Below are 12,999 nucleotides of genomic sequence, written 5' to 3'. Positions count from 1 at the left end.
CCCCCGCCGGGGGACGGGCACGCAGTACGTTCACGGGAACCTCTCGGGTCGGCGCTGTCCCACCCACACGTGGCCTGGTACAGCTGTCAGTCGGCGCGGAGCAGCGCGCCGGCCGGTCCCTCGGCGGGGTCCAGCACGGCGGCGGCGATCCGCAGTTTCGGGTTCAGGGCGGCCCAGATCTCGTCGAGCAGGCCGTCGGGGTGCTCCGCGGCGACCGCGCACTCCACGTACGGGGCGGCCGTCGCGACGCTGTCGCCGTCGGAGTCGTACGTGGTCAGCAGCACCGCGTCGCCGGGCGCGAGGTCGCGCACGGTCAGCGTCATCACGTCCGCGGCCTCCCGACGGCCGCCCCGGCTGCGGCGGGCCGCGCCCAGCACGCCGACGCGCCCGCCGTCCCGGCTCACCAGGGCGGTGATCCGGGAGGTGTGGATCGGCGGGTCCGGCTCGTACTCCAGGTCGCCGAGGGCGAGTTGGGCCGGGGCTCCGGTCCGCACCCGGTCGGCGACCTGGGTGACCTGCTCGCCGTTGCCGACGACGAGCCAGTCACCGGCGTTCTCGGCGGCCGTGTAGTGCCGCAGCGGGTCGTGGCCGGTCGCGGCGGCCGGGGCGACGACGAGGTCGTCACCGGCGATGTGCAGGGTGCGCTCACGCGAGGCGGGGCTGCGCCCGGTGAGGAAGTACGCGACGACGTGGGCGCCGGAGCGGACACGGGCGTACAGCACCCCCCGGCCGGGATAGCGGTTGCCGGAGAGATGCGTCGACAGTTCGGTCATGGAAGGGGCGTCCTCGCTGTGCTGAAGTCGTTCAGGGTGAACAGGGCGGAGAGCCGCACACCGAGTCCTTCGAGGCGTGCGGCCGCGCCGTCCTGGCGGTCGACGATCACCCAAGCGCCCACGATCTCGTGCCGCAACTCGCGCAGCCGGCGCACGCCGCGTTCCAGGCAGGCCCCGGTGCCCGCGACGTCGTCGACCAGCGCGAAGCGGCTGCCCTGCGGGACGTGGGCGCTCAGCACGCCCGGCACGCCCCGGTTCTTCGGCTCACGGCGCAGCGCCCGCGCGGGCACGCCCCCGCCCCTGCGGTGCAGGGCGAGGGACACGGCGGTGGCCAGCGAACTGCCGGCGACGGCCTCCCCCGCCACGCAGTCCACGTCCAGGCCCTCGATCCGCTCGGCCAGGGCGTCGGCCAGCGCGGACAGCACCGCCGGGTCGCCCAGCACCCGGTGCCCGTCGAAGTAGTCGGCCAGCGGTTCACCGTTCTCGCGCCGGCCGTCCACGAAGGGGCGCAGCGCCATGACGGCCGCCGCCAGCCCCTCGGGCGCCGCGGTGCTCACGACGCGGTCCGCTCGCCGACCCACCGCAGCACGGTCTCCGCCGTCTCCTCGATGCCGGTGCGCGAGGTGTCGATGCCGCGCAGGTGCCCGGCGGCCTCCAGACCGCGGAACGCCTCGTACACCTTCTTCATGTGGACGGTGTCGATGGGCCGTTCGGCTTCCTCGGGACGGGTGCGGATACGGGCGATGGCGTGCTCCACCGGGCAGTGCACGAGCACGCCGAGGTCGGGGCGCGGCAGATACCCGGCCGCCTCGGTGAACCAGCCCTCGAACTCCTGGCCGCGGGCGACGATGTTGGCCATCGTCGTGTACACGTACCGGTCGCAGACCACCGTGCCGCCCTGTCGCAGGTGCGGCAGGATCACCGCCTGGGCGTGGTGCAGCCGGTCGCCGAGGGTCAGCAGATACAGGGCGCGGTAGTGGTCGTCGAGGTCGCCGCCGGTCTCCGACAGCCCCTTGAACGCGTCGTGCGCGCGGACCGCCGGGGTCGGCTGGAACGTCGTCAGGACGTCGCGGCCGGCCGCCCGCAGGCGCTCGGACACCTGCGTGAGCAGGGTGCTCTTGCCGGCGCCGTCGGTGCCCTCGATGACCAGCAGGAAGCCGGGGGTCGGCAGCTCACGCAGGGTGGGGAGACCCGGCACCACGGGCCGGTGCTGCTCAGCGCTCATGATCAGCCGATCCCTTCCAGGACACGTACGCCGTCGGTGTCGACCTCGATGGACAGCAGCGAACAGACGGGCACCCCGAGGCCGTCCTCCAGCCGGGCGCGGCCGCCGTTGCCGGGCTTCTCCACGACGACGGCGACCTGCGTCACCTTCGCCCCCCGCTCCCGCACCGCGTTGACCAGCGCCTCGACCGTGCCGCCGGTGGACAGCGTGTCGTCCACGATGCACACCTGGTCGCCGGGCTCGATCCCGTTGACGTAGAGGGCGCCGCGCTCGTACTCGCTGGCGAAGGCGTAGGGCGTGCCGGGGAAGTCGTACGGGTAGCGGCGGGCCATCGCGAGGGGGATGCCCGTCGTCAGGGAGACGGCCGTGGCGATGGGGGTGCCCTTCTCCTCCTCCACCAGGATCTTGTCGACGGAGCCGAGGTCCAGCCTGGTGCGCAGGTGCGAGGTCACGTACCACAGCAGCTCCGGCCGCAGCGCGGGCAGCTGGTCGCACAGCTCGTTCACGGTGGTGAGATACCGGCCGGTGTCCACGACACCGGCATTGCGGTAGACGTCCTGAAGCATCGGGGAGGTCAGCGCCCTTCGTCGATGGTTGAGCGGATCTTCCGTACGTTCGGCTTGCCCGAGGCGGTACGCGGCAGCCGGGGCAGCACGCGCCACAGCCGGGGCACCAGGGGCGCGCTCACCCGTTGCCGCATGTGGGCGCCCAGGCTCGCCGGGGTGACCTCCGCCGGGTCGGCCTCGACCACGGCCGCGACCCGCTCCCCGTGCTCGTCGTCGGGGACACCGACGACCACCGCGTCGTGGACGCCCGGGTGTTCCATGAGCGCGCTCTCCACGCTGCGCGGGGACACCTTGGTGCCGGCCACGTTGATCAGGGACTTCACCCTGCCGGTGAGGTGCAGCAGCCCGTCCTCGTCGAGCCGGCCGAGGTCGCCGGTGTCGACGGTGCCGTCCCCGCCGGGCACCCGTCCGCCGATCGGCACCAGGTCCCCGTCCGGGGTGAGGTAGCGGTCGGGGCAGTCCTTGCGCCGGACGCACACGTGCCCCTCGGTGCCCGCCGGTACGGGCGTCCCGTCGCCCCGCACCACGACGACCTCGACACCGGGCAGCGGCCGTCCCACCGCGGTGGGACGCTCGGCGGCGTGCGACAGGTTGGCCGTGGCGATGCCGCCCTCCGACAGCCCGTACTCCTGCACCAGCGGCACACCTGTCACGGCCCGCCAGGCGTCGGCGAGTTCGGCGTGCAGGGGCGCGCCGCCGGTCAGCGGCACCCGGATGTCCGACAGGACGTCCCGCCGGGAGCGCGCCGTGCGCAGCAGCGCGCGGAAGACGTACGGCGTGCCGCACAGCACGTGCGGCCGGTGCCGCGCCGCCAGCTCCGCCGCCTCCGCGACGTCGAACGCGGGCAGGACGAGCGTGGGCGCGCCGGTCACCAGCGCGGACAGGAAGAGCCCGCCCGCGAAGCTGTGCGCGGTCGGCGTCCCGCACAACAGGGGGGTCTCGGGGGTCAGTTCGAGCCCTTCGGCCACCGACTCCGCCTCGTGCAGCAGGTTCTCCTCGCCCCGGGGCACACCGGAGGCCGTGCCGGTCGTGCCGGACGTCAGATGGACCAGCGTGGTCCGCCGCCACCAGGGCTCGCCCCGCGCCTCACGCGGGTGCACGGTGCAGCCGTCGTCCGTGACGAGCACCGTCGCCGCGTATCCGGCGGCCTGCCGTTCGACGGACGTGCCGGGGATGGCGCCGGGGAAGCACACGACGGTGAACCCGTTGTGCCGCAGCGCCAGGAAGTCGACGAGCCACCGCACGTCGCCGCGCCGGTGCAGCACCGCCACCGGCACCGTGACGTCCCGGGCACCGGGGAGGGCGGCGGCGCGGTCGCGTACGGCCTCGGCCAGCTCGCGCCAGGTGAGGGCCCGGCCCGGGTCGGCGACGGCGAGTGCGCCGCCCCGCGCCCCCGCATGCCTCAGCAGGTGCTCCACGAAGATGTCAGTCACGGCCACCCCGCTCGTACCGGACCGCCGCACCGGGGGCGTGGGCGGCGGTGGACAGGACGGTGAGGCTTCGCGGACCACCGTCGGCGAGCCGGGTGAGGGCCGCGACATGGGCGTCCAGGACGGCGGCGGCGCCCGCGTCGGCGCTCACCAGCCGGTGCCGGCGGTCGCGCAGCGCCTCGTGGACGGCGGCCCGCTCCGGGGCGGGCAGGCCCGCGAGGTCGGCCCACACCTCCTCGGCCGGGTCGTCGCCGTCCAGTTCCTCGACGACGCGCAGCACGGCCGGCGCGGTCAGGGCGCGGGACGTCGGCGCGATCCGGCGGTGGCCGGTCACCCGTACGGCTCCGGGACCGTCCTCGGCCGCCTCCACCAGCAGGACGGTGGCACGGGCGGGGACCGGGGCGTCGCCCTCCACCTGCCACAGCCGGTTCTCCGGCGCGTCGTACCCGGCGACCAGCAGCGCGGGGTGACGCCCGCCGGCGACCAGGCCGACGGCGGAGACCAGCGCCTCGGCGCCGGCCGTCGGGCCGACATGGGTCTCGGTGCGGCCCCGCACCCGGTGCGCGGCCGCGCACTCGGCGACGGGGACGTTGAACGTGGAGCGCGCGAAGTCCAGGGGGTCCACGGAGCGCCCGCCCCGGCCGCGGATCGCCCCGTGCATCCGGGCGTGGTGCTCCTGAACGCCGAAGGCCGTGCCGGTCAGCAGCCCGCCCTCGCGCACGACGGCCGACCGCCGCGGTCCCACCGCGTCCAGCGCCGCGCCGACCGCCCGGCTGAGCAGCCGCGAGACCCGGCCGGAGCGGGCGGCGTCCGGGGCGGCGATGTGCGCGCCGGAGTCCGGTGCGACGTCCGCGCCGGAGTCCGGCACCGCGTCCGCGCCGGTCTCCGGTACGACATCCGCACCGGCCACCGGTACCGCGTCCGCGCCAGCCTCCGGTACGACATCCGCGCCGGTCCCCGGCACGACATCCGCACCGGCCTCCGGCTCCGCGTCCGCACCGGCCTCCGGCACCACATCCACGCCGGCCTCCGGCACCACATCCACGCCGACCCCCGGCACGACGTCCGCGCCAGCCCCCGGCACCGCGTCCGCGACGGTCTCCGTCTCGCCGACGGACCGGTCGAACGGGATCAGTCGTACGCCGTCGTTGGCGTCGGCTCGTACAGCGAGCCGGACGGTCACCGGGCGCGTGTGGCGGTGCCGTACGGGGGCCGCCGTGTCCGGTGCGTCGAGGAGCACCGTGCAGTTGGCGCCGCCGAAACCCGAGGCGTGCACCAGGGCGGGCGAGGCCGGGACGTCCTCCGCCGGGTCCGTGTGCAACGGCAGCCCCGGCGTGGCCGGTTGGGTGTCGCCGGCGCCCAGGACGGGAGGGAGGCGGCGCAGACCGATCGCGGCGACGGCGGCGACGGCCGTGAACAGGCCCGCCGCGCCCTCGGTGTGGCCGACGGCGCTCTTGGTCGCCGTGACCCGCAGGGTCCCGTCCCCGGGTGCCAGCACCTCGGTGACGGCCTCCGCCTCGGCGGTGTCGCTCGCGGCGGACGCGGTGCCGTGCGCGTGGTAGACCCGCACCTCGGCGGGCTCGCGGCCACTGTCCGCGAGCACGTCCCGCAGCGAGCGGGCGATGCCCTCGCCGGTCGGTGTGGTGATGTGCGCGGCGTCGCTGCTGCCGCCCCAGCCGGTCACCGAGGCCAGCGGGCGGGCGCCACGCCGTCGGGCGTGCTCCGCGTCCTCCAGAACCAGGAAGGCCGCACCCTCGGCGAGGACGAACCCGGAGCGCCCCGCGGTGAACGGCCGCGTCTCCCCGGGGGTGAGCAGGCGCATCGAGTGGAAGCCGGCGAAGACGACCTCCGTGAGGACGTCGACGGCGCCGACCGCCATCATCGGCGCCTGACCGTCGCGGACGCGCTCGGTCGCCCAGGCCAGGGCGCCGGTGGAGGAGGCGCAGGCCGAGGAGACGGTGCAGTGCGGGCCGTCGAGTCCCCAGCGCTCGGCGAGCACGAGTCCGGGGCCCTCCTTCAGCAGCGCCGTCACGTCCGCGTCCCGCGGCAGCGGGGGGCGCGCCGGGTCCAGCGTCTCGTTCGGCAGGTGCCAGCCGGCGCTGGTCGAGGCCAGGGCCAGCCCGCAGCTCCGCTGCTCGCCCCGCGCCACGCCCGCCTGGCGAAACGCCTCCGACAGGGCGGACTCCGCCAGTTCCAGCGGGAGTTCACGGCTGCCGGGGTCGGCGGCCGGGGCGTGGTGGACGCCCTTGATCCGGTAGCCGGCCACGTCGAAGCCCCGGGGCGGCTCAGCGGCCCGGCCGGTCCGCAGGCCCGCCACGAAGGCGTCGACCCCGTCGCCGAACGGCGAGACGCAGCCCATGCCCGTGACCACAACGTGCGCCATGCCGCTACCGCCTCACTTCGCGCTCTGGAGGCGGACGAGGCCGGCCAGCTCGCCGACGGTGTGCACATCGGTCAGATCCGCGTCGTCGATCATCAGGTCGAAGCGGTTCTCGATGTCCACCACGAGGGAGAGCCGTTCCAGGGAGTCGATCCCCAGGTCGGCGATCTTCTCGTCCGGGTCCAGTTCGCGGCCGGCCAGCTCGGCGCTGTGCCGGTGGATCAGTTCGCACACAGCGGGGAAGACAGAATCGGTCATCACACCAATGACTCCAGAGGATCCAGAAGACGGCCGGGACGGTCCCACGCGTGCGCGGTCACGTGCGCGGTCAGTGGAAGTCGGGGTCGACGCGCCCGATGTGGCGCAGCCCGAGCTTGGTCTGCCGGTCGGGCCCGAAGGTGTCGTAGAACGTGCCGCCCTCGGGCTCGTAGATCCGGGCGTGCGGCTGACGCGAGGGGCCCCGGACGAACAGCGTGATGCACGCCTCGTCGTCGCTGGGGTTGATCACCTGGTGCGCCCGGCCCACGGGCAGCGAGTTCATCTGACCCGCCTCCAGGGTGTGTTCCAGCAGCGGTACGACCCGGCAGGTCCGCCGCTCCTCGTCCACGTCGGTGATCTCGAACTGGCGCTCCGTGTACGTGCCGCTCATGAGGACGGTGCTGCAGTCCCACTTGTGGGAGTGCACCTTCTCCAGGGCGCCACCGTTCTGGTTCTTCGACTTGAAACGGTGCATCCGCACCCGGAATCGGTCCGATTCGTCGATGTGCAGGACGAATTTGTCCATGAGGATGCGCGGATAGTTCATATGCGGCGCGAGCGACCGGAACAGATCCTCGTTCGCGATGATCTCCTCGGTTCTTTCCTCGAGGATGTGCCGGTGGTCGGAAGCGGTTTTGAGGATCTCTTCCACGATCGGCGCCTGCGACTCCGCATACCGCTTGGAGTTCCAGTCGACCTCATTCTCCATGGATCGCACAAAGTCTCGCCACTGAATAACAATCCACCGCCTCTCGACACTCTCGCACTACCGGCCAGCAGAATCGCCAGACAGAAGATCACAGGGGCGGGACCCCCGCAAGGGGCGTTCAACCCGGCGTTCAACTCCCCGCCCACCGGCGACTTCTCTTTTCCCCTGGGGCGTGACCACTCCCTTTTTCCACAGCCTTCCTGAATAAATCCCGATCCACCCGCCGGCTCCGTGACACTCATCACAATCGAGCAACGACCGCTGCGCTACTATCCGGCGGACTTCAACCCGTCCCCGGCGGGGGTCGGCGGCTCGGACGAGAATTCGGAGCAATGAGGGCGATGCAAGGGTTCGAAAAGTCCGGGGCGGCGCCATGGCGCGTCCGAATCGACGAGGCACTCGCGACGGTGGGCCTTTCGCCGGGCGCGGTGGCGGAACTGGTCGCGCCGGAACTGGGCGGCGGACGGGCCTATCTGGTCGGCTCGCTGGCCGGCGGGCTGGGCAACCGGTCGAGCGATGTGGACATCCATGTCGTGGACGAGGCCGTCAAGCGGCACAGGGGCCCCAAGCTGAACCGTCTCGACGGGGTGCCGGTCGACATCGAGCACTTCCCGGCGAGCGCCCCGGCCGAACTGGCGCAGGGCCCCGGGGACGTCCCCGTGCTCCGCTTCGCCGCCGGGGACGTGGCGCTGTGCCGGCCGCTCGGCCGCAGCGAACAGCGCCGGGCCGCCCGCTGGTTCCACGCCACCGGGCTGGACCCGGCGGCCCCGCCCCTGTACGACGCGGCGCAGTCCGCGCGGGTGCGGGCGATGCTGGCCCGCGTCACCTTCGGCCGCCTGGCCGGGCTGGCGTGCATGGCGGACCTCGCGGAACGGGCCGGCCTCCCCGACGACACGCGCCGTCATCTGTGGCGGCAGGCGGGGCGGCAACTCCTCGAACTGCGGTGCAGGCTGGCGGGGGACGTGACGACCGGCGACAAGTGGCTGCCCGCACGGGCCCGGCGTCTTGGCCTGCCGGCCGCCCCGGTCGACGACGGGGCACGCCTGCGCGCGGACCTGGCGACGGCCGGTCTGCCGGAGTTCGACCCGCTCGCCGTGGCCGCCGTACGGCCCGCGCGGGGCAGCGCGCCGGTGTCCCTCGCCGGCCGGTCCTGGCTGGTGAACCGGCACGACCGGCTGCTCTCCGACACGGTGGCCACCGAGGCTCCCGCCGCGGAGGGGGCCGGTGAACTGGGCGCGGCACGGCTGCTCGACGCCGTGGGACGCGCCGAACTCGACCTGGTTGTAGAGGACGATGCGCTGCGGAAGGTGTTCGGAGCATGGATCACGGAGAAGTGACCCGGGACGGCCTGGACGTCACCTGGGTCACGTCCCACGGGGCGGCGGCGGCATGGCAGTACGCCCTGTCGGTGCAGGCCGCGCTGGACGACATGGAGGCGGCCCGCCTCGAGGAGGACTGGGAGGTGTGCGTCGAGTCCTGCGCGATGGCGCTGCGGGCGATCCTGCTCTGCCGCCGACTGGCCCGCGGGCTCGACGGCCCGCTGGACGACATGGAGTTCCAGTACGCGCTGGCCACCGGCACGGAACCCGCGGCGGTCGCCCTGCGGGACCTGCCCTGGTCGACGGACGCGGGCGAGCAGGAGGCCCGTACGAGCATGGCGACGGTCGCCCACCACGACGCCGCACTCCGCGCCGACCTCCCCTTCGACGTCCCCGTGACCCGGACACCGGCCGGCGCCCGTCAGGCACTGCGCATCTCGGCCACCCTGATCCAATGGCGCCGGGAACGCTCCCTCCCCGAGGCCCACTGGCGCCAGGACGGCCTCTGACCCAACGGAACCCGACCGGCCCCGGCCGGCCCGACCTCTCCGGAGCCCGGCGCCGCAGATCCGCGCCGCACGTCGAACGATCAGCGACGTGGTGACGCGTCAGCCGCTACACGTTGAAGCGGAACTCCACCACGTCGCCGTCCTGCATGACGTAGTCCTTGCCCTCCATGCGGGCCTTGCCCTTGGCGCGGGCCTCCGTGACCGAGCCGGTTTCGACCAGGTCCTCGAAGGAGATGACCTCCGCCTTGATGAAGCCCTTCTGGAAGTCGGTGTGGATGACTCCGGCGGCCTCGGGGGCGGTGGCGCCCTTCTTGATGGTCCAGGCGCGGGATTCCTTGGGGCCGGCCGTGAGGTAGGTCTGCAGGCCGAGGGTGCGGAAGCCGACGTGGGCGAGGGTGGCGAGGCCGGGCTCGTCCTGGCCGACGGACTGGAGGAGCTCGAGGGCCTCGTCCTCGTCCAGCTCGGCGAGGTCCGCCTCCAGCTTGGCGTTGAGGAAGATCGCCTCGGCGGGGGCGACCAGGGCCCGCTGCTCGTTCTTGAAGTCCTCGTCGATCAGCTCGTCCTCGTCGACGTTGAAGACGTAGAGGAAGGGCTTGGTGGTGAGGAGGTGCAGGTCGTGCAGGAGCTCGTTGCGCTCGGTGCCCTGGACGATGCCGTGCGCGAAGAGCGTGTCGCCCTTCTCCAGGATCTCCTTGGCCTCCTCGACCGCCTTGACCTTGGGCGCGATGTCCTTCTTGATCCGCGACTCCTTCTGGAGGCGGGGAAGGACCTTCTCGATGGTCTGGAGGTCGGCGAGGATCAGCTCGGTGTTGATCGTCTCGATGTCGTCCTTCGGCGAGACCTTGCCGTCGACGTGCACGACGTTCTCGTCCTTGAAGGCGCGGATGACCTGGCAGATCGCGTCGGACTCGCGGATGTTCGCGAGGAACTTGTTGCCCAGGCCCTCGCCCTCCGACGCGCCGCGGACGATGCCCGCGATGTCGACGAAGTCGACGGTGGCCGGGAGGACGCGCTGGGAGCCGAAGATCTCCGCCAGCTTGGTCAGCCGGGGGTCGGGGACGCCGACGACGCCGACGTTCGGCTCGATCGTGGCGAACGGGTAGTTGGCCGCCAGCACGTCGTTCTTGGTCAGGGCGTTGAACAGGGTCGACTTGCCGACATTCGGCAGACCGACGATTCCGATCGTGAGCGACACGTTGCGACTTCCCGTACGTGAGGATGAGGGGACGAGGACCGGCCGACTGGGCTGCGTGGGCCGATCCACCAGTCTACGGCGTGCCCGCCCGCGCCCCGGCGACGTATCGAACGTCTGGCCAGGCTTCGGCCCCCGGCGTGTCTGACGGGCCGTTCGGCACATTAAACGACCTAAGTTGGTCCGGTGGAGCAACACAGGACGCGACCCACGCAGCACGGACGGTACGCACCGCGACGTGAGAGGCCGGCCCGGCCGCCGCTGCCGCCGCAGGCGGGACGGGCGGCGGGGGGAGGGGTCGCGCGGGCGGCCCGGCCCGCCCGCGTGCCGCAGCGCCGGCCCGCTCCTGTGCCGCCCGCGGCCCGGCGGCTGCCCAATCCGCGGCTCACCGGTCTCGGCTCGGGCCTGTTCTGCGGCCTGGTGATGCTGCTGCTCGGGCTGCTGACCGAGGCGCTGTTCGGGGCGTCCCAGACCGTGTACGGCGTGCTCTTCCTGCCGGTGTGCGTGCTGACCGCGCTGTGGGTGCGCGAGGGCGACCTGCTCATCGCGCCCGTCGTCGTGCCGAACGGCTTCGCCCTGGGACTGGTCCCCGTCGCCGACGAGGGAGGCGGCGACGTCCTCGACCGGCTGATGGGGATGGTGACCGGCCTCGCCGCACAGGCCGGGTGGCTCTACGGCGGGACGCTGATCGCCGGTCTGATCGTGATCGTCCGCAGGGTGCGCAGGGTCCGCGGGATCAACCGGCGCGTCGCCCGCGAGCGCCCCGGCCACTGAGCCACCGGGCTCAGACGCCGGTGGCCGCCCGCATCGCCGCCCCCACGATGCCCGCGTTGTTCTGGAGCTGGGCCGGGACGATCTCCGCCTTGATGCCCTCGATGCGGTCCAGGAACTTGTGGGACTTGCGGCTGACGCCGCCGCCGATGACGAACAGCTCGGGCGAGAACAGCATCTCCACGTGGGCCAGGTACTTCTGCACCCGGTGCGCCCAGTCCTCCCACGACAGGTCGTGGTCCTCCTTGGCCTTGCTGGAGGCCCGCTTCTCCGCTTCGTGGCCGTGCAGCTCCAGGTGGCCCAGCTCGGTGTTGGGGACGAGGACGCCGTCCACGAACAGGGCGCTGCCGATGCCGGTGCCGAAGGTCAGCAGGATCACCGTGCCCCTGTGGTGGCGTCCGGCGCCGAAGTGCATCTCGGCGACACCGGCCGCGTCCGCGTCGTTCACCACCGTCACCGGCAGGCCGCCGAGGCGGTCGCCGAGCAGCACGCGCGCGTCGGTGTCGATCCAGCTCTTGTCGACGTTGGCCGCCGTACGGATCGTGGTGCCGTCGGTGACGACGCCCGGGAAGGTGACCCCGACCGGTCCGGTCCAGCCGAAGTGGTCGACGACCTCCTTGACGCCGTCGGCCACCGCGTCCGGGGTCGACGGGTGCGGGGTGAGGACCTTGCAGCGCTCCTGCGCCAGGTCCCCCCTGTCCAGGTCGACCGGGGCACCCTTGATCCCGGAACCGCCGATGTCCACACCGAAGATCTGCATGGCCCTACGTTACGACGTACGACGGAAAGTCACTGAGCCGAGTCCTCCGCACCGGTGCCGCCGCGCCCGGCCGCCAGGGCCGCCGCCTCCTCGCGCAGATCGCGGCGGAGCTCCTTGGGCAGCGAGAAGGTGATGGACTCCTCGGCGGCCTTGACGATCTCGACGTCCGCGAAACCGCGCCCCGACAGCCATTCGAGCACCTGCTCGACCAGCACGTCCGGCACGGAGGCGCCCGAGGTGACGCCGACCGTGCTCACGCCCTCCAGCCAGGCCTCGTCGATCTCGTCGGCGAAGTCCACCAGGTACGCGGCGCGGGCGCCGGCCAGCTTGGCGACCTCGACCAGCCGCTTGGAGTTGGAGGAGTTGCGGGAGCCGACGACGATCACCAGCTCCGCCTCGGCGCCCATCTGCTTGACCGCGAGCTGACGGTTCTGCGTGGCGTAGCAGATGTCGTCGCTGGGCGGCGAGATCAGCTGGGGGAACTTCTCCTTGAGGGCGTCGACGGTCTCCATGGTCTCGTCCACGCTCAACGTGGTCTGGGAGAGCCAGACGACCTTGGACGGGTCGCGGACCTCGACCTTGGCGACGTCCTCGGGGCCGTCGACGAGCTGGATGTGGTCGGGCGCCTCGCCGGAGGTTCCGATGACCTCCTCGTGGCCCTCGTGGCCGATCAGGAGGATGTCGTAGTCGTCATTGGCGAACCGGACGGCTTCCTTGTGGACCTTGGTGACCAGCGGGCAGGTGGCGTCGATGGTGGCGAGCCGGCCCCGCGCGGCCTCCTCGTGGACGACGGGGGCGACACCGTGCGCGGAGAACATGACGATGTTGCCCGGGGGGACCTCCTCCGTCCGTTCGACGAAGATCGCGCCCTTCCGCTCCAGGGTCTGCACGACGTACTTGTTGTGCACGATCTCGTGCCGGACGTAGACGGGGGCCCCGTACTGCTCCAGGGCCTTCTCGACGGCGATCACGGCGCGGTCCACACCCGCGCAGTAGCCACGGGGGGCGGCGAGCAGGACACGGCGGCCAGTCGAAGCAGTCATGCGCCCCATCGTAAGGCCGCGCACGGGAGCGCGGTCACGGTGCGTTGTCGGTGGGGCGCACTAC

The 12,999-nt window shown here is 72.8% G+C and carries 14 protein-coding genes; 3 read left to right on the top strand and 11 right to left on the bottom strand.

Features of this window, described 5'->3' with window-relative positions; translation table 11 throughout:
• Positions 1–86: 86 nt before the first annotated feature.
• The 8 genes from ACZ470_RS07020 to ACZ470_RS06985 all read right to left on the bottom strand — a co-directional run bounded on the left by ACZ470_RS07020 (position 87) and on the right by ACZ470_RS06985 (position 7,341).
• Positions 87–773 carry an IMP cyclohydrolase gene (locus ACZ470_RS07020; protein ID WP_468425089.1) on the bottom strand — a complete coding sequence of 229 codons (687 nt, stop codon included), beginning with the start codon at positions 771–773 and terminating at the stop codon, positions 87–89.
• Positions 770–1,330 (bottom strand): orotate phosphoribosyltransferase, encoded by a 561-nt coding sequence (locus tag ACZ470_RS07015; RefSeq protein WP_468425088.1) that lies wholly within the window; start codon positions 1,328–1,330, stop codon positions 770–772. Before ACZ470_RS07015 ends, ACZ470_RS07020 begins: the two co-directional genes overlap by 4 nt.
• Entirely contained in the window at positions 1,327–1,998 is a 672-nt protein-coding gene (locus ACZ470_RS07010) for a dTMP kinase (protein WP_468425086.1), read from the bottom strand. Before ACZ470_RS07010 ends, ACZ470_RS07015 begins: the two co-directional genes overlap by 4 nt.
• A 2-nt stretch (positions 1,999–2,000) precedes the next feature.
• On the bottom strand, positions 2,001–2,564 hold the full coding sequence (locus tag ACZ470_RS07005; protein WP_468425085.1) for a phosphoribosyltransferase family protein: 564 nt from the start codon (positions 2,562–2,564) through the stop codon (positions 2,001–2,003).
• Positions 2,565–2,572: 8 nt separating this feature from the next.
• Positions 2,573–3,997, bottom strand: coding sequence for a class I adenylate-forming enzyme family protein (locus ACZ470_RS07000; protein WP_468425084.1), 1,425 nt, complete (start codon positions 3,995–3,997; stop codon positions 2,573–2,575).
• Entirely contained in the window at positions 3,990–6,377 is a 2,388-nt protein-coding gene (locus ACZ470_RS06995; protein ID WP_468425083.1) for a beta-ketoacyl synthase N-terminal-like domain-containing protein, read from the bottom strand. The genes ACZ470_RS07000 and ACZ470_RS06995 overlap by 8 nt, the downstream gene beginning before the upstream one ends.
• A 12-nt stretch (positions 6,378–6,389) precedes the next feature.
• Positions 6,390–6,632 carry an acyl carrier protein gene (locus tag ACZ470_RS06990; RefSeq protein WP_468425082.1) on the bottom strand — a complete coding sequence of 81 codons (243 nt, stop codon included), beginning with the start codon at positions 6,630–6,632 and terminating at the stop codon, positions 6,390–6,392.
• A 70-nt stretch (positions 6,633–6,702) separates the two neighbouring features.
• On the bottom strand, positions 6,703–7,341 hold the full coding sequence (locus ACZ470_RS06985; RefSeq protein WP_468425081.1) for a cupin domain-containing protein: 639 nt from the start codon (positions 7,339–7,341) through the stop codon (positions 6,703–6,705).
• A gap of 341 nt (positions 7,342–7,682) precedes the next feature.
• Here ACZ470_RS06985 and ACZ470_RS06980 point away from each other — a divergent pair, with 341 nt between their 5' ends.
• Both ACZ470_RS06980 and ACZ470_RS06975 read left to right on the top strand, forming a co-directional pair.
• Positions 7,683–8,678 carry a nucleotidyltransferase family protein gene (locus ACZ470_RS06980; RefSeq protein WP_468425079.1) on the top strand — a complete coding sequence of 332 codons (996 nt, stop codon included), beginning with the start codon at positions 7,683–7,685 and terminating at the stop codon, positions 8,676–8,678.
• Positions 8,660–9,169 carry a hypothetical protein gene (locus ACZ470_RS06975; RefSeq protein ID WP_468425077.1) on the top strand — a complete coding sequence of 170 codons (510 nt, stop codon included), beginning with the start codon at positions 8,660–8,662 and terminating at the stop codon, positions 9,167–9,169. Before ACZ470_RS06980 ends, ACZ470_RS06975 begins: the two co-directional genes overlap by 19 nt.
• 106 nt (positions 9,170–9,275) lie before the next feature.
• On the opposite strand, the gene ychF is transcribed toward ACZ470_RS06975, so the two are convergent.
• Positions 9,276–10,364, bottom strand: a complete 1,089-nt coding sequence (gene ychF / locus ACZ470_RS06970; protein WP_468425076.1) for a redox-regulated ATPase YchF — start codon at positions 10,362–10,364, stop codon at positions 9,276–9,278.
• Between the two features lie 183 nt (positions 10,365–10,547).
• On the opposite strand from ychF, the gene ACZ470_RS06965 reads away from it, so the two are divergent.
• A complete protein-coding gene (locus ACZ470_RS06965; RefSeq protein ID WP_468425074.1) occupies positions 10,548–11,135 on the top strand; it encodes a DUF6542 domain-containing protein in 588 nt (195 codons plus the stop codon).
• Positions 11,136–11,145: 10 nt separating this feature from the next.
• On the opposite strand, the gene ppgK is transcribed toward ACZ470_RS06965, so the two are convergent.
• The gene (gene ppgK, locus ACZ470_RS06960; protein WP_468425073.1) at positions 11,146–11,892 is read right to left on the bottom strand and encodes a polyphosphate--glucose phosphotransferase; all 747 of its coding nucleotides are present in this window, start codon (positions 11,890–11,892) and stop codon (positions 11,146–11,148) included.
• A gap of 29 nt (positions 11,893–11,921) precedes the next feature.
• Entirely contained in the window at positions 11,922–12,944 is a 1,023-nt protein-coding gene (locus ACZ470_RS06955; RefSeq protein ID WP_468425212.1) for a 4-hydroxy-3-methylbut-2-enyl diphosphate reductase, read from the bottom strand.
• Between the last annotated feature and the right edge of the window lie 55 nt (positions 12,945–12,999).

It is taken from the genome of Streptomyces sp. NPDC031111 (assembly GCF_055570675.1).
The sequence above is the reverse complement of the archived record's forward strand: the minus strand, read 5'-3'. Positions and strand labels throughout refer to the sequence as shown.

Coding starts and splice junctions, on each gene's coding strand:
- ACZ470_RS07020 (WP_468425089.1), bottom strand. CDS start 773: ATGACCGAACTGTCGACGCATCTCTCCGGCAACCGCTATCCCGGCCGG.
- ACZ470_RS07010 (WP_468425086.1), bottom strand. CDS start 1,998: ATGAGCGCTGAGCAGCACCGGCCCGTGGTGCCGGGTCTCCCCACCCTG.
- ACZ470_RS07005 (WP_468425085.1), bottom strand. CDS start 2,564: ATGCTTCAGGACGTCTACCGCAATGCCGGTGTCGTGGACACCGGCCGG.
- ACZ470_RS06995 (WP_468425083.1), bottom strand. CDS start 6,377: ATGGCGCACGTTGTGGTCACGGGCATGGGCTGCGTCTCGCCGTTCGGC.
- ACZ470_RS06990 (WP_468425082.1), bottom strand. CDS start 6,632: ATGACCGATTCTGTCTTCCCCGCTGTGTGCGAACTGATCCACCGGCAC.
- ACZ470_RS06985 (WP_468425081.1), bottom strand. CDS start 7,341: ATGGAGAATGAGGTCGACTGGAACTCCAAGCGGTATGCGGAGTCGCAG.
- ACZ470_RS06980 (WP_468425079.1), top strand. CDS start 7,683: ATGCAAGGGTTCGAAAAGTCCGGGGCGGCGCCATGGCGCGTCCGAATC.
- ACZ470_RS06975 (WP_468425077.1), top strand. CDS start 8,660: ATGGATCACGGAGAAGTGACCCGGGACGGCCTGGACGTCACCTGGGTC.
- ppgK (WP_468425073.1), bottom strand. CDS start 11,892: ATGCAGATCTTCGGTGTGGACATCGGCGGTTCCGGGATCAAGGGTGCC.
- ACZ470_RS06955 (WP_468425212.1), bottom strand. CDS start 12,944: ATGGGGCGCATGACTGCTTCGACTGGCCGCCGTGTCCTGCTCGCCGCC.